The organism is Pararhizobium sp. (genome assembly GCF_035497515.1).
In the GTDB taxonomy this organism is placed as follows: Bacteria; Pseudomonadota; Alphaproteobacteria; order Rhizobiales; family Rhizobiaceae; genus Pararhizobium.
Genome location: NZ_DATJDJ010000055.1, coordinates 38,925 through 57,277, shown reverse-complemented (window position 1 = coordinate 57,277; position 18,353 = coordinate 38,925). Strand labels below are relative to the sequence as shown.

The 18,353-nt window shown below is 62.7% G+C and carries 15 protein-coding genes; 10 read left to right on the top strand and 5 right to left on the bottom strand.

Annotated elements, in window-relative coordinates; all coding sequences use genetic code 11:
- The first annotated feature begins 45 nt into the window (after positions 1-45).
- From VL202_RS06115 to VL202_RS06095, 5 genes are all read left to right on the top strand, one after another.
- The gene (locus VL202_RS06115; RefSeq protein WP_325463254.1) at positions 46-1,065 is read left to right on the top strand and encodes a zinc-binding alcohol dehydrogenase family protein; all 1,020 of its coding nucleotides are present in this window, start codon (positions 46-48) and stop codon (positions 1,063-1,065) included.
- A complete protein-coding gene (locus tag VL202_RS06110; RefSeq protein ID WP_325463253.1) occupies positions 1,062-1,895 on the top strand; it encodes an amidohydrolase family protein in 834 nt (277 codons plus the stop codon). Before VL202_RS06115 ends, VL202_RS06110 begins: the two co-directional genes overlap by 4 nt.
- A 213-nt stretch (positions 1,896-2,108) precedes the next feature.
- Positions 2,109-3,383 (top strand): polyhydroxyalkanoate depolymerase, encoded by a 1,275-nt coding sequence (gene phaZ / locus VL202_RS06105; RefSeq protein WP_325463252.1) that lies wholly within the window; start codon positions 2,109-2,111, stop codon positions 3,381-3,383.
- Positions 3,384-3,529: 146 nt separating this feature from the next.
- Entirely contained in the window at positions 3,530-3,952 is a 423-nt protein-coding gene (locus VL202_RS06100; RefSeq protein WP_325463251.1) for a DUF2852 domain-containing protein, read from the top strand.
- A gap of 132 nt (positions 3,953-4,084) precedes the next feature.
- The gene (locus tag VL202_RS06095) at positions 4,085-4,843 is read left to right on the top strand and encodes a M48 family metallopeptidase (protein WP_325463250.1); all 759 of its coding nucleotides are present in this window, start codon (positions 4,085-4,087) and stop codon (positions 4,841-4,843) included.
- A 6-nt stretch (positions 4,844-4,849) separates the two neighbouring features.
- Here the strand turns inward: VL202_RS06095 and VL202_RS06090 are convergent, their stop codons facing one another.
- Positions 4,850-5,050 carry a YqaE/Pmp3 family membrane protein gene (locus VL202_RS06090; protein ID WP_325463249.1) on the bottom strand — a complete coding sequence of 67 codons (201 nt, stop codon included), beginning with the start codon at positions 5,048-5,050 and terminating at the stop codon, positions 4,850-4,852.
- A gap of 131 nt (positions 5,051-5,181) precedes the next feature.
- Between VL202_RS06090 and VL202_RS06085 the strand changes: the two genes are divergently transcribed.
- The 5 genes from VL202_RS06085 to VL202_RS06065 all read left to right on the top strand — a co-directional run bounded on the left by VL202_RS06085 (position 5,182) and on the right by VL202_RS06065 (position 10,355).
- Positions 5,182-5,865, top strand: a complete 684-nt coding sequence (locus VL202_RS06085; RefSeq protein ID WP_325463248.1) for a phosphoribosylanthranilate isomerase — start codon at positions 5,182-5,184, stop codon at positions 5,863-5,865.
- Positions 5,862-7,082, top strand: a complete 1,221-nt coding sequence (trpB, locus tag VL202_RS06080; protein ID WP_325463247.1) for a tryptophan synthase subunit beta — start codon at positions 5,862-5,864, stop codon at positions 7,080-7,082. Before VL202_RS06085 ends, trpB begins: the two co-directional genes overlap by 4 nt.
- A 4-nt stretch (positions 7,083-7,086) precedes the next feature.
- Positions 7,087-7,926, top strand: coding sequence for a tryptophan synthase subunit alpha (gene trpA / locus VL202_RS06075; protein ID WP_325463246.1), 840 nt, complete (start codon positions 7,087-7,089; stop codon positions 7,924-7,926).
- 52 nt (positions 7,927-7,978) lie between these two features.
- On the top strand, positions 7,979-8,899 hold the full coding sequence (accD, locus tag VL202_RS06070) for an acetyl-CoA carboxylase, carboxyltransferase subunit beta (RefSeq protein WP_325463245.1): 921 nt from the start codon (positions 7,979-7,981) through the stop codon (positions 8,897-8,899).
- A gap of 112 nt (positions 8,900-9,011) precedes the next feature.
- Complete coding sequence (locus VL202_RS06065) at positions 9,012-10,355, top strand: folylpolyglutamate synthase/dihydrofolate synthase family protein (protein ID WP_325463244.1); 1,344 nt, start codon at positions 9,012-9,014, stop codon at positions 10,353-10,355.
- A gap of 72 nt (positions 10,356-10,427) precedes the next feature.
- Here VL202_RS06065 and trxA read toward each other — a convergent pair whose 3' ends face one another.
- From trxA to VL202_RS06045, 4 genes are all read right to left on the bottom strand, one after another.
- Positions 10,428-10,751, bottom strand: coding sequence for a thioredoxin (gene trxA / locus VL202_RS06060; protein WP_325463243.1), 324 nt, complete (start codon positions 10,749-10,751; stop codon positions 10,428-10,430).
- Positions 10,752-10,840: 89 nt separating this feature from the next.
- Positions 10,841-14,404 (bottom strand): double-strand break repair helicase AddA, encoded by a 3,564-nt coding sequence (gene addA / locus VL202_RS06055; protein WP_325463242.1) that lies wholly within the window; start codon positions 14,402-14,404, stop codon positions 10,841-10,843.
- Entirely contained in the window at positions 14,394-17,615 is a 3,222-nt protein-coding gene (gene addB, locus VL202_RS06050; protein ID WP_325463241.1) for a double-strand break repair protein AddB, read from the bottom strand. Before addB ends, addA begins: the two co-directional genes overlap by 11 nt.
- Positions 17,584-18,330: a nucleotidyltransferase family protein gene (locus VL202_RS06045; RefSeq protein ID WP_325463240.1), complete on the bottom strand. Its 747-nt coding sequence runs from the start codon at positions 18,328-18,330 to the stop codon at positions 17,584-17,586. Before VL202_RS06045 ends, addB begins: the two co-directional genes overlap by 32 nt.
- Between the last annotated feature and the right edge of the window lie 23 nt (positions 18,331-18,353).

Genomic DNA, 18,353 nt, shown 5'->3' with positions numbered 1-18,353 from the left:
GCTTCCGATCTCGAACTGCCTGCCTATTGCAAGGAGCTGTCGGCCATGAAAGCGGCGATCTGCCCGGAACCCGGGCGCCTGGAACTCATCGACAGGACCGCACCGGGCGTGCCGCCGAAAGGCTGGGCACGTCTGAAGGTGAGCCATGTCGGCATTTGCGGCACCGATTACCATATCTTCGAGGGCAAGCATCCCTATCTCGAATATCCAAGGGTCATGGGACACGAAATCTCGGCCACGGTGGTCGAGCCGGGCGAGGGCGTTTCGCTGGCGGCCGGAACCCCCGTCATCGTCAACCCCTACCTGTCCTGCGGCACATGCGTTGCCTGCCGGAAGGAAAAGCCCAACTGCTGCACGGCGATCAAGGTTCTGGGTGTGCATACGGACGGCGCCTTCTGCGAGGAAATTCTCGTGCCGGAAAGCAATCTTTATCCGGCTGGAGACCTGTCGCTGGAATCGGCGGCAACCGTCGAATTCCTGGCGATTGGCGCCCATGCCGTTCGTCGGTCGCTTTCGCCTGCCGGATCGCGCGCGCTGGTCATCGGCGCCGGTCCGATCGGGCTCGGCACGGCCTTGTTTTCCCGGATCGCCGGACACAATGTGACGCTTCTCGATGCCAGCGCCGAGCGGCTGGACATGGCGGCTGATCGACTGGGCTTTGCGGATGGTATCCTGGCCGGTGATGGCGCGCTCGAAGCCGGGCTGTCCGCGACGAATGGCGACGGGTTCGACGTGGTCTTCGACGCAACCGGCTATAGTGGCTCGATGGAGAAATCCTTCGCCTTCGTCGCCCATGGCGGTTGCCTTGTCTTCGTCAGCGTCGTCAAGGACGATATCCGCTTCTCCGATCCGGAATTCCACAAGCGGGAAATGATGCTGGTCGGCAGCCGGAATGCGACGCGACAGGATTTCGAGCATGTGGCAGCCTCGATCCGCGCTGGCCATGTGCCGGTCGGCGCGCTCATCACCCACCGTACGACGCTTGATGCCGTTGTCAGCGATCTGCCGCGCTGGGCGCATGAAAAGGCCGGACTGATCAAGGCGGTGGTGCAAGTATCGCGATGACGCGGATCGATGCGCATCAGCACTATTGGAGCCTCGGGCTTGGTCACAACGACTGGCCGCCGCCGGAACTGTCGGCGATTTTTCGCGATTTCACGCCGGACGATCTTCGCCCGCTGATCGAAGCCGCTGGCATAACAAAGACCGTTCTGGTGCAGGCCGCCCCCAATGCTGCGGAAACGGCGTTTCTGCTCGACATCGCGACGCGCGAGGAAACGGTCGCGGCGGTCGTCGGTTGGGTGGATGTCTGGTCCGCCGGCGCGCGGGATGAACTCGTCCGGCTGAAGCAGCATCCGAAATTCCGCGGCATCCGGCCGATGCTGCAGGGTATCGCGGACACGGCCTGCATCCTCCAGCCGGAGGCAATCCGCACGCTGGAGACGCTGCCGGCGCTTGACCTGCGCTTCGATGCCCTGATCCAGCCGCGCCACCTGCCTGTCATCGCGGCGCTCGCCGACCGGCTACCGGATCTCTCGATCGTTGTCGATCATGGGGCAAAGCCGTTCATCGCCCAAGGCATGCTGGAGCCGTGGTGCGCTGACATGGCGGCGCTGGCAAAGCGACCGAATGTCTGCGTCAAGCTGTCGGGTCTGGTGACGGAGGCGGGGACCGGATGGTCGGTCGCCAGATTGAAGCCCTTTGCCCGACATTTGCTCGATGTTTTCGGCCCGGAGCGCGTGATGTTCGGCAGCGATTGGCCGGTCGTCGATCTCGATTCGAGCTATGGCGATTGGTGGGAAGCCGCAACCGCGCTGCTCGCGCATCTGGATGAACCCGGGCGCGAAGCCGTGTTTGGCGCCACCGCGGCGCGTTTCTATTCCATCGACGCTTGACGGCAGCCTCGGGCAAGCGCCTTTACCTAGTATCAAACCCTTCCCTGGGCAGGAAGCGACCAAGCCCCTTGTCAGGCCGGGCATGCGGCATATTTATTGCGTTGCACAAGAAAACTGCTAATGTCCGGCGGCTGCGGGAAGAACAACAAGAGAGCAGGGTTGCGTCCGGTGGGAGCGGCGTTGTCGTCGAGGCTAACAAGGAGAACGCTTCCGATGTTTTACCAGCTCTATGAATTCAATCATGCGATGATGGCGCCCTGGCGCGCCGCCGCCGACGCCTTGCGGCTTGCCTATGCCAATCCGCTGAACCCGATTGCCCATACCTATATGGGCCGCGCCGCCGCTGCCGGCCTCGAAGTTTTCGAGCGCACCACGCGCCGCTACGGCAAGCCGGAATTCGGCCTGCCAGAGACGCTGGTCGATGGTATCGCCGTGCCGGTCCAGGAGCGGATCGTCTGGCGCTCGCCCTTCTGCAATCTTATCCATTTCGAGCGCGAAGTGCCGAAAAGCCGGGCCGCCGATCCGAAGGTCCTGATCGTCGCGCCGATGTCTGGTCACTATGCGACCCTCTTGCGGGGCACCGTCGAGGCGCTGATGCCGCAGTCGGATATCTACATCACCGACTGGATCGATGCCCGCACCGTGCCGCTGACCGAGGGCACGTTCGACCTCGACGACTATATCGATTACGTCATCAACATACTGCATTTCCTCGGCCCCGACACGCATGTGATCGCCGTTTGTCAGCCGGCCGTTCCGGTTCTGGCCGCCGTCGCCATCATGGAGGCCAACGAGGATCCGCTATCGCCGTCCTCCATGACGCTGATGGGCGGGCCGATTGACACGCGGATCAATCCGACTGCGGTCAACCAGCTCGCCAAGGACAAGCCGCTTGACTGGTTCCGCGACAATGTGGTCATGCCGGTACCGTTTCCGCAGACAGGTTTCATGCGTCCGGTCTATCCGGGCTTCCTGCAGCTCTCTGGCTTCATGTCGATGAACCTCGACCGCCACCTGACGGCGACCAAGGATTTCTTCGAGCATCTCATCAAGAACGATGGCGATGCCGCCGAAAAGCACCGTGATTTCTACGATGAATACATGGCGGTGATGGACCTGACGGCGGAATTCTATCTGCAGACCGTCGATGTCGTGTTCATCAAGCACGCGCTTCCGAAGGGCGAGATGACGCATCGCGGCCAGAAGATAGATACGACGGCGATCCGCAAGGTGGCTCTGCTGACGGTCGAAGGCGAAAACGACGATATTTCCGGCGTCGGCCAGACCGAAGCGGCGCAGACGATCTGCACCAACATCCCCGACAACATGCGCCTGCATTACATGCAGCCGGATGTCGGCCACTACGGCGTGTTCAACGGATCACGTTTCCGCCGCGAAATTGCCCCGCGCATCCTTGCGTTTCAGCGTGAACATGCCCGAAGCGCCAAGCCGGTTCGCCGCGTGATCAAGGGCGGCAAGTCCGCCTGATCCACTGGCATATATCGATTTCATCCATCGATATCAGAAGCTTGCCGGAATGTGCGGACAATTGTCTTGCACAGTGGCAGGCCTCTTCCCATCTCGTAATAAGCGGGCCCGAAGGAGAGGCCCACTTTTAGCGAGGACTTCTCAACATGAACCAATCTGCATTGATCCGTCCGGACTGGACGCCCGCGACCATTGCCATGATGGTGCTCGGTTTTGTTGTTTTCTGGCCGCTCGGCCTGGCCATGCTGGCCTATATCCTGTTCGGCGAACGCCTGAAAGGCTTCAAGAAGGACGCCAACGCCACGGTTGATGGCTTCTGCTCGTCGTTCAAGCGCAAGAGTCACGGTTTTGGCCGTTCAAACTTCGGCACCGGCAACGTCGCCTTTGACGACTGGCGCGATGCCGAGCTGTCGCGCCTCGACGAAGAACGCCGCAAGCTTGACGAAATGCGCGAGCAATTCGACGAGTATGTTCGCGAACTTCGCCGTGCCAAGGACCAGGAAGATTTCGACCGCTTCATGCGCGATCGCAATTCCGGCGGTTCGGTGCCGGGCTTTCCGGCCAATTAATTAGCTGATCTGCCCGGATCAGCCTGACAACAAGAACCGGTATCCTCACGATGCCGGTTTTTCTTTTTGATGATCCATGCGCAAAGCCGTGCGGATCATGTGTTCTTCAGACGAATCGGTTATCAAGTCCTCATGTTCTCCCTGTTTCGAAAGCCGCGTCAACCCAAACGTCCGCCCGCACCGGTGACGCGGACGATCGAGGTCGCTGGAAAGGTCATGCCGCTGACCATTCGCCAGAATGCGCGCGCAACCCGGATGACGCTGCGCATCGAACCCGGCGGCCGGGCCCTGAAGATGACCATTCCCGCCGGATTGCCCGAGCGCGAGATCAATGCCTTTCTCGATCGCCATCAGGGTTGGCTGATGACCAAACTGGCCCGCTTTTCCGGCGAGAGCGTACTGGAAGAGGGGGGAACGATCCTGCTGCGCGGCGTCGCGCACCGGATCGAACGCACGGGAAAGCTGCGCGGCCTGACGGAAGCGGTTGTTGTCGAAGACGAAGCCGTGCTGCGCGTCAGCGGCGCCGAGGAGCACCTGCGCCGGCGGATTGCGGATTTCCTGAAGAAGGAAGCCCGCACGGATCTGGAGCGGCTGGTGGCCTTCCATGCGCGAAAGGTTGGCCGTAAGGTCAAGTCGCTGAGTTTCAAGGATACCCGCAGCCGCTGGGGATCCTGCGCCGCCGATGGCGCCCTGAGCTTTTCGTGGCGGATCGTCATGGCGCCGCCCAAGGTGATCGATTATCTCGCCGCCCATGAAGTGGCGCATCTGCGCGAGATGAACCACGGGCCGGATTTCTGGGATCTGTGCGAAGAACTGTGCCCGGCCATGGACGATGCCAAGCGCTGGCTCAAGCGCAATGGCACCATGTTGCACGCCATCGATTTCGACTGATCGAAATCAGCGCCGATTCTGGTTGCCCAGTGCGTCTCGGATTTTCTCGTCCGTCTTGTACTGGCTGAGCGCATAGACCGACCAGATCGCAGCCGGTATCCAGCCGATCAACGTGACCTGCAGGATCAGGCAGATGATGCCGGCGATCGGACGGCCGATGGTGAAGAATTGCAGCCAGGGCAGGATGATGGCGAGGATCAGGCGCATAAGCGTCTCCGGTTCTTTGAAGACGATATGGGGCCGTCGTCCCCGTCTCGCAATGGGGGAAGCTTCGTTCGCGTCAAGGTTTGCCGTGTTTTAGCTCGACTCCAGCGACGTTTCATGGCAGGTCGCTGTGCATGAAAACGGAAGTCAAAATTTGCGGATTGAAGACCGCCGAGGCTGTCGACAAGGCGGTTGCGCTGGGTGCGAGCCATACGGGATTCATCTTCTTTCCGAAGAGCCCGCGCAATATCGAGCCTGACGACGCCGGCCGGCTGGCCGAGCGCATTCGTGGCAAGGCAAAGATCGTCGCGGTCACTGTCGATGCCGATAGCGATGTTCTCGACGAGATCGTCTCGGCGCTTGCTCCCGACATGCTGCAACTGCATGGCAATGAAAGCCCGGATCGTGTCCTGACCGTCAAGGCGGTCTATGGGCTTCCGGTGATCAAGGCCCTGTCGATCCGCGATGCCGACGATCTGCGCCGGATCGAGCCCTATATCGGCATTGCCGACCGGTTCCTGTTCGACGCCAAGCCGCCGAAGGGCTCGGATCTGCCGGGAGGCAATGGCGTGTCTTTCGACTGGCGGCTGCTCGATACGCTTGACGACAGCGTGGATTACATGCTTTCCGGTGGTTTGAACGCCGATAATGTCGGTGAAGCGCTGGCCCTGACGGGCGCCAAGGCGGTCGATACCTCGTCGGGCGTCGAAAGCGCGCCGGGTGTCAAGGACCTCAAGCGCATGGAAGAATTCTTCGACGCCATTGCCCGCGCGGAAGCGGACATGGCCGAGGGTGTATTGGCAGGGAGAAGCACGTGAACGAGACACCAACCCCGAATTCGTTCAGGACGGGTCCCGACGAGGATGGCCGTTTCGGCATTTTCGGCGGCCGCTTCGTCGCCGAAACCCTGATGCCGCTGATCCTCGATCTGCAGGCCGAGTGGGAAAAAGCCAAGACCGATCCGGAATTCCAGGCGGAACTCAAGGATCTCGGCGCCCATTATATCGGCCGCCCGAGCCCGCTCTATTTCGCCGAGCGCCTGACCGAGCACCTTGGCGGCGCCAAGATCTATTTCAAGCGCGAAGAGCTGAACCATACCGGCTCGCACAAGATCAACAATTGCATCGGCCAGATCCTGCTGGCTAAGCGCATGGGCAAGACCCGCATCATCGCCGAGACCGGCGCCGGACAGCATGGCGTTGCCTCCGCGACAGTCGCCGCCCGCTTCGGCCTTCCCTGCGTCGTCTACATGGGCGCGACCGATGTCCAGCGCCAGGCGCCGAACGTTTTCCGCATGAAGCTGCTGGGCGCCGAGGTCAAGCCGGTCACGGCCGGTTCCGGCACGCTGAAAGACGCCATGAACGAGGCGCTGCGGGATTGGGTCACCAATGTCGACGATACTTATTACCTGATCGGCACTGCCGCCGGCCCTCATCCCTATCCGGAAATGGTCCGCGACTTCCAGGCGGTGATCGGCACCGAAGCGCGGGCGCAGATGCTGGAGGCCGAAGGCCGCCTGCCGGATCTGATCGTCGCTGCCGTCGGCGGCGGATCGAACGCAATTGGCATCTTCCATCCGTTTCTCGATGATGAATCGGTCAAGATCGTCGGCGTCGAGGCGGGCGGCAAGGGTCTGGAAGGCGAGGAACATTGCGCCTCGATCACCGCCGGCACGCCGGGTGTCCTCCACGGCAACCGCACGTATCTGCTGCAGGATGGCGACGGCCAGATCAAGGAGGGCCATTCGATCTCCGCCGGCCTCGATTATCCCGGCATCGGGCCGGAACATTCCTGGCTCGCCGATATCGGCCGTGTCGAATATGTGCCGATCATGGACCATGAAGCACTGGAAGCCTTCCAGACGCTGACCCGCCTCGAAGGCATCATTCCGGCACTCGAGGCCGCCCACGCCATTGCCGAAGTGATCAAGCGCGCCCCAAAGATGGGCAAGGACGAGATCATCCTGATGAACCTGTCCGGTCGCGGCGACAAGGACATATTCACGGTCGGCAAGATTCTCGGTATGGAGCTTTAAGAGCATGACCGCACGCATAGACAAACGATTTGCCGATCTGGCCGCGGAAGGCCGCCCGGCGCTTGTCACCTATTTCATGGGCGGAGACCCGGATTTCGAAACCTCGGTCGCCATCATGAAGGCGTTGCCGAAGGCTGGATCCGACGTGATCGAGCTCGGCATGCCGTTCTCCGATCCGATGGCCGACGGCCCCGCGATCCAGCTGGCCGGCCAGCGCGCGCTGAAGGCTGGCCAGACACTGGCAAAGACGCTCGAAATCGCTCGTCGCTTCCGCGAGGATGATCAGGATACGCCGATCGTGCTGATGGGCTATTACAATCCGATCTATATCTACGGTGTCGAACGCTTCCTCGACGACGCTCTGGCGTCGGGCATCGATGGACTGATCGTTGTCGACCTGCCGCCGGAAATGGATGACGAACTGTGCATTCCGGCGCTGAAGAAGGATGTTAACTTCATCCGGCTGGCGACGCCGACCACGGATAACAAGCGTCTGCCGAAGGTGCTCGAAAACACCTCCGGATTCGTCTATTATGTCTCGATGAACGGCATTACCGGATCGGCGCTTCCCGATCCCACCGTAATCGGTGGCGCCGTGCAGCGGATCAAGCACCATACGAAACTTCCGGTCTGCGTCGGTTTCGGCGTCAAGACCGCGGAACATGCAAAAGCCATCGGTGCGTCCGCCGACGGTGTCGTCGTCGGCACCGCCATCGTCAATCAGGTGGCGTCCAGCCTGACGGAAGACGGCCAGTCGACCGGAGCGACGGTGCCGGGCGTGGAAACGCTGGTTCGCGCCCTTTCCGCCGGCGTTCGTTCCGCAAGACTTGTTGCGGCCGAATAATTGCCCATTTTATAGGGCAGGACCCGGTCCTAGACATTCAGGAGTTTTGAATTTGAACTGGATCACCAATTACGTTCGCCCGAAGATCAACTCGATGCTCGGTCGCCGGGAAGTTCCGGAGAATCTCTGGATCAAATGCCCGGAAACCGGCGAGATGGTGTTTCACCGCGATCTCGAAGAGAACAAATGGGTCATTCCGGCGTCCGGCTTTCACATGAAGATGCCGGCCAAGGCACGGTTGAAGGACCTGTTCGATGACGGCGTCTATGAGGCCTTGCCGCAGCCGAAGGTGGCGCAGGATCCCCTGAAGTTCCGCGATTCCAAGAAATATGTTGATCGCCTGCGTGATAGCCGCATCAAGACCGATCTCGAGGACACGATCGTGGCCGGCCTTGGCCGTTGCCGTGGCGTCAAGCTCGTCGGTGTCGTGCACGAATTCAATTTCATGGGCGGTTCGCTCGGCATCGCTGCCGGCGAAGCGATCATCAAGGCCTTCGAGAAGGCGATCGCGGAAAAATGCCCGCTGGTCATCTTCCCGGCCTCGGGTGGCGCCCGCATGCAGGAAGGCATCCTGTCGCTGATGCAGCTGCCGCGCACCACGGTCGCGGTCCAGATGCTCAAGGAAGCCGGTCTTCCCTATGTCGTCGTCCTGACCAACCCGACCACCGGTGGCGTGACGGCCTCCTATGCCATGCTGGGCGACCTGCATCTCGCCGAACCTGGCGCTGAAATCTGCTTCGCCGGCAAGCGCGTCATCGAGCAGACCATTCGCGAAAAGCTGCCGGAAGGGTTCCAGACTTCGGAATACCTGATGGAACACGGCATGATCGACATGGTCGTGAAGCGCCACGACATTCCCGATACGCTTGCCCGCGTCCTGAAAATCCTGATGAAGAAGCCCGTCAGCGCCGCCAAGCTGAATGCTGGCACGGCGACGGCGGCCGTTCCAATGGCCGCGTCGGCCAGCCTTTAGGGATATTCGCATCCCGTCTTCTTCGAGAGGGCGGGATGTGACATGGAACCGGAGCGTTCCCGACTCGCCGGACAGCGGGGGAGCATTTCACCGGCGGTTTGCAGGAGCGACGATGTCGACAATCAACGTCACCGAGGCGGGGCAGGAGATCGACAAGCTCCTGGCGCTTCATCCCAAGGGTTTCGATCTCTCGCTCGACCGGATCACTCGGCTTCTCGACCGTCTCGGCAATCCGCAGGACCAACTGCCACCCGTCATCCATGTGGCCGGCACCAACGGCAAGGGTTCCGTCACCGCCTTTTCCCGCGCAATCCTCGAAGCATCGGGCCTCAGCGTTCACGTCCATACCTCTCCGCATCTGGTCAACTGGCATGAGCGTTATCGCCTCGGCCGGAAGGGCGCCCGGGGAGCGTTGGTGGGCGACGCAGTCCTGGCGGATGCCGTGCGGCGGGTGGCGGAAGCCAATGCGGGCGAGAAGATTACTGTCTTTGAAATCCTGACTGCCGTCACCTTCGTGCTGTTTGCCGAGCATCCGGCCGATGTGGCGATCATCGAGGTCGGCCTCGGCGGCCGCTTCGACGCAACCAATGTCATCAAGACGCCGGCCGTCTCCGTCATCATGCCGATCTCGCTCGATCATCAGGCCTATCTCGGTGACCGGGTGGAACTGATCGCCGCCGAAAAAGCGGGCATCATGAAGCGCGGCTGCCCGGTGGTGATCGGCCACCAGGAAGAGGATACGGCGCGCGACGTCCTCGTTTCCATCGCCGAACGGCTCTCCTGTCCGCTGGCCATCTACGGCCAGGATTTCATGGCGCACGAGGAATACGGCCGGCTGGTCTATCAGGACGAGTTCGGCCTTGCCGACCTGCCGTTGCCGCGTCTGCCGGGGCGTCATCAATACGGCAATGCCGCTGCCGCCATCCGGGCGGTAAAGGCGGCGGGTTTCGACCTGACGGACGGCGCGCTCGAGGCGGGTCTTGTCAATGTCGAGTGGCCGGGCCGGTTGCAGCGGCTGACCGAGGGCAAGCTGGCATCGCTCGGGCCGAAGGACGCGGAAATCTGGGTCGATGGCGGCCACAATCCCGGCGCCGGGCAGGTCATCGCCGAAACCATGGCCAATCTGGAGGAGCGCGATCCGCGCCCGCTGGTGCTGATCATCGGCATGATCAACACCAAGGATCCGATCGGCTATTTCAACGCGTTCAAGGGGCTGGCCGAACAGGTCTTCACCGTGCCGATCCGCGCATCGGATGCCGGCATCGATGCCGTGGCGCTGGCCGATGATGCCGCATCAGCCGGGTTCGAGGCCGGTGCGGTCTCCACCGTTGCCGAGGCGCTTGGGGTGATCGCCGGGATTTTCGGCAACGAGTCGGTGCCGCCACGCATCCTGATCGGCGGATCGCTCTATCTGGTCGGCGACGTCCTGGCCGATAACGGCACACCGCCGAGATAACGACTGTCAACGTCTTCCCAGACGACAAAAAGCCCGGTTTCCCGGGCTTTTTCATGCTACCTGCAAACTGATTTACGCGGCTGCGTTGGAAATCCAGGTCGTCAGGGCCGTCTTCGGCGCGGCGCCAACCTTGATGTCGGCCACTTCGCCGGCCTTGAACATGGCAAGCGTCGGGATCGAGCGCACGCCATACTGGGCGGCGATTTCCGGGTTCTCGTCGATGTTGACCTTGGCGACCTTGACCTTGCCGGCCATTTCGACGGAAATTTCTTCCAGGCTCGGAGCGATCATCTTGCACGGACCGCACCATTCGGCCCAGAAATCGACGATGACAGGCTCGGCGGCATTCAGGACTTCGTCCTGAAAATTGGAAGTATCGACTTTTACGGTAGCCATAGGCTGCTCCTTGGTTTCGAAATCGGCGTTCTTCGAACGGTTGTCCATCATGTGATGGCTGAGCGTCAGCTTTTCAATGCATTCCTATCTCACTTTGTCGCGAGGTCTACAAGACTTGCGTCGAGCATCTCCTGCGGCAATGTCAGAACGGTCGGCCCTTCCGTGTAGATCAGCACGCATTGAAACAAGTGACCGGGATAAAGCGGCGCGAGCAGGGCGCGGTAGATGGCCAACTGCGCCTGGTAGATGAAGGGAATGCCCTCGACCGAGGCCGGGATTTCACGGTTCGTCTTGAAATCGGCAATAATGACGGTGTTGCCGGATACGGCCAGCCGGTCGATCCGCCCCGAGACGGCGAAATCCCGTTTTCCAAGCGCCAGCGTACCCATTACCGAGACCTCGGCGCGGCTCGTCTCGGAGAACAGGTCGCGGAGATCGTCATGGCGCATGACGTTCAGCACCGAGGTGATCAGCGCCTGCCGTTCTGCCTCGCTCCAGCGCGGTACGGACCGCAAAAGGTAACGTTCGGCGGCAGCGCGGCGTTCCTCCGGCGCGATCGATGGCAGGACCTGCAGGAAGCGATGCAGGATCGCGCCGCGCAGCAGCGACGAGCCGGGGCCGGCTTTTCGGGAAAACAAGGCCGAGCCGACAATGCCGCCGGTCTCGTCCTCGTCGATGACGACGCCAGCGCCCGACGGGCTGAGCGGGCGCGGCAGGTGACGTTGCGGCGGCAGGGGGGTCGAAAGGGCGGATGGCAGGTCCGGGCGGTGGATATTGGCCTCTTCCTTGATCTCCTGCGTTTTCAGGTCGCGGCTCACGGCGGAAACCTGCCAGCGATAACCCGTCCACTCCTGATCGCTCGTCGCAAAGGTCACCGGTGTGCTGCGGCCACGCTCATCGGTCGAAAGGCTCGCCGTTACCATGGCGTGCCAGCTTTCGGGATTGGCGCGTTTGCCCTGATAGCCGCAGACGATCAGCCGGTCGGCCGCCCGCGTCATGCCGACATAGAGCAGGCGGCGGTATTCCTCTTCGGCCGCGGTCTTGAGTTGCGTCGTATCCGCGTCGATCAGCGCGTTGGACGCTGCACCCGGTGGTCGCCAGACCGGCAGTGGGATCGTGTCATGCCGGTCATCCCTGCGGATCATGCGCAGGCCTGAGACATGCTGCGAATTAAAGGCCTTGCCGCCGCCATCCACCAGGAAGACGACAGGTGCCTCCAGACCCTTGGCCGCGTGGACGGTCATGATGCGGACTTCGTTGCGCTCCTTGTCCTGCTCGCGCTTGACTGTCGGCGCTTCCATTTCCAGGCCCGAAATGAAGGCTTGCAGGCCTGGCAGCCCGTTCTTTTCATGGTCGAGCGCGAAGGTGAGGAACTCGTCAAGGATGTCGCTGACCTCGCTGCCGAGCCGGCCGAGAAAGGCCGCGCGGCCGCCGTCATGGCCAAGGACGCCGGCGTAGAAATCATGCACCGGCAGGGTGCGCGATAGAAGGCGGTAGCGCTGCAGCGCGACAAGCGCAGGGCGGTAGCGGCTGGCCTCGTCGCCGCCAAGGTCGTTCAGGCGCTGCCAGAGGCTGACGGAGGCGGGGCGCCCTGCCGCGAGCTCGGCGATATCGGTCTCGGTCAGGTTGAACAGCGGGCTTTTGAGAAGTGCGGCGAGCGAAAGATCGTCCTGCGGCAACAGCACGAACCGTCCCAGCGCCATCAGGTCCTGCACGGCGATATGATTGGTCAGCACCAGCCGGTCGGCGCCGGCGACGGGAATATTGCGGCGGGTTTTCAACGCGCGTGTCAGCGCATTGACGAAGGCATCGCGCTTGCGCACGAGAACGATGACGTCCCCCGGCTGCATCGGTCGCCGGACACCTTTTTCGATCACCGTTTCCCGGCCGATCCAGTCAGCGAGCACAGCGGCGATGCGCTGAGCGAGGATGTTCGCCGGTGCATCCTCCGGCGTGGCGTCGAAAGGCGCCGTCCAGTCATCTTCGTGAATGCTGTCGGCCGGTGCGATCGCATCCCAGACCTCGACCAGGCCGGGATGGCCGATACGGTTGGAGGCGTGGACGACAGTGTCGCTGCGTGCACTCAGACCCTTGGCATGGACCGGGTTTTCGAACACGGTATCGACGGCGGAGAGCACGTCTTCCGTCGAGCGGAAGGACAGTTGCAGCCGGATCGGGCTGAAGGCCTTGCCGCCATTCACCACCCGTCGTTCGGTCTCGATGCTCTCGTTGGAAAATCGCTCCGGCCGTGCGCCCTGGAAGGAATAGATCGACTGCTTCTCGTCGCCGACGGCAAACATGGTGCGGTTGCCGCCACGTGCGGTTTCGCCGGAGAAGAAATCCTCCGCCAGCGACTGGATGATCGTCCATTGAACCGGGCTGGTATCCTGCGCCTCGTCGACGAGAATGTGGTCGATGCCCTGGTCGAGCTTGTAGTGGATCCAGCGGCTGACATCGCCGCGCACCAGAAGCGTCGCGGTCCGGTTGATCAGGTCGTCGAAATCCAGCTGGCTGCGGCTCTTCTTGATGTCCTCGTAATCGCTGTTCAGCCGGTCGGCCAGCACCAGTGCGGCCTTCGTCGCCTCGAACATGGCGATGACATTGAGCCGGTCGGTGGCGGCGATCATGTGATCGCGGGCAACGAACACGAGGTCTTCCAGATCCGGCGCCTTGTCGCGCATGCCCTTGGAGAGAAAAGCGGAATCGGCGCGCGGCTTGCCGGCCTGGGTGTAAAACAGATCGATCAGTGCGTTGTATCGCTGTAGCGGATCGAAGAGCCTGGCGACAGCGCGCAGGCCTTCGGCAAAATCCGAGACTTTCGCACCGCCGGCCGAAAGTGCCATTCCGACATAACGTTCGAGCCCTGCACCGTTCAGTCCGGGCAGCGGCCAGAACGCGGCAAGGGCGGTTTCCCGGGTTTCATCGGGGCGCAGGCCGAGTGCTGTCCGCAACGCGGGATCGATGCCGCCCTTGCGCGCGGCATCATCGAGAAAGAGTTGGATCGGCGTGCGTTGATCGACGATCGCCGACAGCAGTTTTTCCAGCCCCGTATCGTCGGCCAGATCCAGCACGGTGGCGAAGGCTTCGGTGAGTTCACGGTCGTCCTCGCTCGCTGTCGCGGTCAGGAGCGCGCGGCGCGCGTCGGCGAGCAGCGTCGCGGATGCCCGGTCGTCGAGAACGGAGAAATGCCCGGCGACATTGGCCTCCAGCGGAAACTGGTGCAGCAGAGCCTCGCAGAAGGCGTGGATCGTCTGGATCTTCAGGCCGCCCGGCGTTTCCAGCGCCCGGGCAAACAGGCGGCGTGCTTCCTGCCGCTTGAGGAGGTCGGGTCGCTCGCCTTCGATCGCGGCGATGCGGCTGTCGAGCGTGTCGTCGTCCAGCGTCACCCATTCGGCCAGGCGCTCGAAGACGCGGTTCGACATTTCGGATGCGGCCGCCTTGGTATAGGTCAGACACAGGATCGCGGACGGACGGCAGCCGGACAGCAATAGCCGGATGACGCGCTGGGTGAGCACATGAGTCTTGCCGGAACCGGCATTGGCCGACACCCAGGCTGAACGGGCGGGATCGGATGCCAGCGCCTGCTTGGCCGAGGTCCAGTCCAGCCAGCCTTCAGGCGTCGGGTCGAGAGGGCCGAAATCGTCATCCCTCATTGGCATCCTCCTCCCCATCCGCCGTCGCCCATTCGGCGACCCGGGCGAGATGGTCATATTCGCCGCCGTAATCCCGCTCCTTCTGAACGATCAGCCGCGATGCAAACCCGTATTTACCGCTCATCAGGGCGGCGAGAAGCCCGGTCAGTTCCTTGAGCGAATCCGCGGCCAGCTGGTCGGCCGACTTGGTCTCGACATTGGCACGCGCCTTGGCATTCTCGTTGTTGACCTCCTGGACCGCGAACCGTTCGCCGGGCTTCAGCCGGACATAGAGCAGGGATAACGGATGCCGTTTGCCGGCTTTCTCGAAGGCTCCCGCCTTGAGCGCCGCGGCTTCCAGCGCCAGCTGCGGATCGAGAAGCGCGCGGGCCTCGTTGACCGAGGGGCTCGACCCTGTCTTGTAATCGACGATCACGGCACTGCCGTCGCCGAGGATATCGATCCTGTCGGCGATGCCGGTCAGCTTGATGTCGGATACGCCGAGTTCCATCGATGCATAGAGTTCGGTAAGACTCTTGCGCACGTCCTGCTGGCGGCGGGATTCCCAGTCGATGAAGGCCTTGCCGACGGCGGAAAAGCGCGGCCGCCAGACAATATCGATATGGGCGGGCAGCGCCTGCTCGTTGAAGGCCTCGTTGAGAATCCGGCTCATTTCCGTCTGCGCCTGCGGCGAGGTTGCATCCAACTTGGCGCGCACGAACCGCTCGACGATCTTGTGGTAGAGCGTGCCGCGCTCGGCAGCGCCCGGATCGCGGTTGAACGGATCGATCGGCTGCAACCGCAGGATTCGCCGCGCATAGACGGCATAGGGGTCACGCCGCAGCCGGGTCACCTCGCTGAAGGAATAGCTGCGCGGCTGCTGGTCGGCGGAAGGTTTCGGTTCGGGCCGCTTGGCAAGAGCCTGCGTGACACCTTGATCGAGCATGCCAGTCCATTGGTGATAATCATGACCGTTTTCACGAAGCCGAGCGGAAAAATCCTTGCCGCCGACGGCAAGCAGCCGCTGCAGCCAGCGGGAGGCGACGGTTGGCGTCGCGCCCTTGCGCATGGCGCGGGTGAGAATCAGCCGACGGGTGCCGCAGGCCATCTGAAAGTCATGGGCAAGCTGGCCGATGCGCCGTTCGGGCGGCTCGAGTCCCATCGTCGTCTTCATGGTCCGCGACAGGAAGGGGTCGTTGGCCGACTGGCCCGGCCAGGTACCCTCATTCAGACCGCCGAGAACGACGAGATCGACGCTCTGCAGGCGCGATTCCAGCGCGCCGAAAATGAAGACGCGGGGATGGCGCATGGCGCGCGGCTTGATCGCCTCGCTGGCGGACAGCGCCTCGACGATGTCGCTCCATTGCGGCCCGTCGGCGGTCAACTGGCCGTCGGTATCGATGGCGGCGCGCAGCAAGGCCGCCAATGCTTCGCCGGCTTCACCAGACCAGAGCCCGGCCAGGCTGCCGTTTTCTTCGACGGCAACTGATTCCAGTGCCAGTCCGGTTTTCTCCGCCCATTCCGACAGCGTCAGCGCGGCGGTGAGGCCCCGCCCGGTCCGGTGGTGACGCACCAGCGTGCCGGCGAGCGGCTCGACCGCAGCGGCGATCCGCCGGGCGAGATCGCGAGCCTGTTCGATCGCCTGCTCGTCGAACTGACCGCGCCATTCCGGCAGATGCTTCTTGCCGACCTCGCGCTGAAGCGCCTGGTCGAGAAGAACTTCGAGTTCCGATATGTCGGCGCTGCCGGTGCCGCCACGCAGGGCCATGAGTTCCAGCGCCGTTGCCGCCCTGTTCATCGACGCTGTGTCGAGACCAAAGCGGGAGAGCGGATGCTTGAGAAGGGCGGTGATCGAGACGGGATCACCCGGCCGGAGTGCGGCTTCGAGCAGCAGCCGGACGAGACTGCCGGGGCCCGTGGCGGACAGTGGCGTGCCGGCGGAATCGTCTGCCTCGATGCCGAAGCGCAGGAGTTCGCTCGCGACCCGGCGGGCGAGATCGCGGTCTGGCGTGATCAGCGCCGCTTGGCTTTCCTCGCTGTCCTGAAGAGCAAGGCGCAGAGCAATGGCGATCGCTGTCGCTTCCTCGCGCTCGTTGGCGGTCTCGATCAGGGCCGTACCGGCAAAAGCTTCCGCCAACTGGGCGGGATCGACATCGTTGCGCAAGTCCGTCCAGCCACTGGTGGCCTGCACCGGCAGCAGCGCATGCGAGATCAGTTCGGCGCGATGGGCGAGGTCCGAAGCACCGGTGCCAAGGGCCACGACTTCGTGACGGGCAATGCCCATGGTCTTCAAGAGGCGGAAGAAGCCGTATTGCGGATGGCTACGGCTTGCGGAATCGCCAAAACCCGCAACCGCCTCCGGCGCGATCATCGTCCATTCGGCCTCGCTCATCGTCTGGTCGAGACCGGGAAGCACGATGGTTCCGTTGGGCAATTTCTGAACGGCGGCGATCAGCTTGGCTGTCGCGGGAATGGAACCGGTCGAGCCGGCGATGATGATCGGGCCGCTGACCTTGCCGCCGGCAATACGATGTCCCTCGGCCTCGAGGATGGCGTTGCGGTGGCGGGATGGCGAGGATTGCTTCAGCTCCTCCAGCCGCTCCGGCCAGTAGGTGCTGGCGATCTTGAGGAAGGCCGATGTCAACTGCCACCAGAGCGCATGGTCGGCATCGTCGAGCTTCTCCAGAGCCTCCCAGCCGAGTTCTTCCGTTTCCATCGCGTCGATGATGTCGGAAAGATTGCGCGCCAGCCAGATCGCGTCCGCCGGGCTTGCCGGCGCGATCAGCGGGCTTTCCGAATGCACGTCGAGCACGGCTTTCGGCAGCTGGTTGCGCCAGGCAAGGACCAGTCGGCCAAGCTCGATCAGCCGCGCGACGTTGGGCAGCGGCGGCGCGAGATCGAGGATCGCCGGAATTTCCGCATCGAAGAAGCCGCTGTCATCATCGGTTTCGCCGAGTGCGCGGATCATCGGCAGGATCGCCGAGCGGCCGCCCAGGCAATCGACCAGTTCCGAACGCAGCACGCGGGCCGACCGTCGTGTCGGCACGAAAATGGTGACGCCGGCAAGCGACAGCGGATCGGCCATATCATAGCGGAAGCCGGGAACGAGCGCGCCCGAGCATAGTTTCTCGACCAGCGTCCGCAGGAAAGGCAGACCCGGTGGAATGGTGAAGACGTTTGAGACAGCGTCCGTCACGTCCTCATGCCCCGTTATCCAGGCGGCGAATGGCATCCTCGGCCTCGCTGATCGCCTCCGGCGTGCCGACCGTCATCCAGTGGCCGTCGAGCACAATCCCGTAAAGCCGATTGTTGGCGATCGCCCGGTCGAAATAGATGTTCAGGTTAAAGGCATCCGGCGGTGCATCCGCGAAAAGCCGGCTATGCATGGCGATCGCCCCGGCATAGACGACCGGGTTCGGCATGCCGTCTCCATAGCGTGACAACCGGCCGTCCTCGGACAGCGAGAAATCCAGCTTGCCGTTATGCCCCGTCGTGTCCTCGATTCGGACGCAGAGCAGCGCCATGTCCATGGTCCCGGCATCGAAGAATGAAGCGAGGCGCGTCAGGTTGGATGGCGCGTCCTTCTGCTCGCCAACCCAGAAGAGATCGGCATTCATGACCAGCACAGGGCCGTCGTCGAGCAGCTTCAAGCCCTTGGAGAGGCCACCGCCCGAATTCATCAAGGCCGCCCGCTCATCGGAAATGACGATCTTCGGGTACTGTCGCTCGGCCAGATGCGCTTCCATCTGATCGGCGAAGTGATGGACATTGACCACAGCCCTCTCCACGCCAGCGCCTTGCAGAAGATCCAGCACATAATCGATCATCGGCTTGTCCGCGATCGGAACCAGCGGTTTCGGCATCGTGTCGGTGATCGGGCGCAGGCGGGTGCCGAGCCCTGCGGCGAGCACCATGGCATTCTTGATGGGCCTTTGGGATAGGGGCATCGGCAGCACGGGATCCACTGACA